This is a genomic window from Rhizorhapis sp. SPR117, from assembly GCF_021742065.1.
In genome coordinates, this window is sequence record NZ_JAKKIE010000193.1 from 1 (window position 1) to 1,029 (window position 1,029).

The 1,029-nt window shown below is 59.3% G+C and carries 2 protein-coding genes; both read right to left on the reverse strand.

Annotated elements, in window-relative coordinates:
• Nucleotides 1–63: 63 nt before the first annotated feature.
• Nucleotides 64–528 carry a helix-turn-helix domain-containing protein gene (locus L3X40_RS21890; RefSeq protein WP_237367440.1) on the reverse strand — a complete coding sequence of 155 codons (465 nt, stop codon included), beginning with the start codon at nucleotides 526–528 and terminating at the stop codon, nucleotides 64–66.
• 115 nt (nucleotides 529–643) lie between these two features.
• The coding region (locus L3X40_RS21895) for a DUF5372 family protein (protein ID WP_237367441.1) at nucleotides 644–1,029 on the reverse strand (386 nt) is incomplete at its 5' end.

Below are 1,029 nucleotides of genomic sequence, written 5' to 3' on the forward strand. Positions count from 1 at the left end.
AGATTTCATATCGTTCCGTGGCGCGGCACTGCATCGCCCAATGCAGTTGCGCGCCGGTGCCGGTCACGCAGTTTTTTTTACACCGAGCGCGCGCTCGATCGTTCTGGGGTGGACGTCGAGGCCGAACCTTGTCTGGATACGGTCCGTCAGTTCGCGCGCCCGGATGGGCTCGCCTGGGGCCACCTGTGCCTTGAGGAATGCCAGCACTTCGCCCTGGAGCTTGTGCGGTCCGCGCGGCCCGCGCTTCCTCGGCACCAGACCGGCCAGACCCGCGTCCTCGAAGTCCGCCCTGGCCTGATAGAAGGTCGGCCGGGAGACACCATATTCGTCGGATGCCTCCGTCACCGACATTTTGTCGACGGATACGCGCCGCAGCATCTCGTATTTCACTTGCACGATGTCGTGTGGATCGAAGAAGCCGTCCTCCTGGAATTTCGGATCGCCGACTTTCTCCGGTGCCGGATTGAGCGTGCCATCCTCGGCCAGAACACTGGCCTTCGATCGCTTGTGCTTGACGTTGTCCGGCACCTGCAGCCTCCGCCATTCGCTTAATAATTGTAATATACAATATGCCGCATAAGGCTAGGTCGTCAAGGCAAAGGGAACCGGTGATTCGCCAATTAATGGCCAATAAGTAGGCCATTCAGCGTAGCGCCCAAGGGCTTTGCGGCATTTTTTCCTTTACGGATGCGGCATAATTGCCCTTACGCCTCTTCGCCCCAGTGACTGTCTTTTGCGACATGAGGTGGGCCACGAGCTCACCGAGTTCCAGCAGATCGGTAAGGCTGCACAGGGCTCGCCCGACCCCCGCGACAACCTCCAGATCAGGAGTTTCCGCATCGGTCCATTGCGGCGGAATGGAGCAAATCTGGCCGTCATCAAAACGCAGCAGCCACCGCTTGCCCGCTCGGTTACCGCGCTTTGCAATGCATACTCCGCGCTGTCCGGAATATGGATGAAAGGGGTGGGTCACCGTCACAAGGTGCGGCGAGGCCGACGATACGTCTGCATTTCTGACTGAGGTACAAA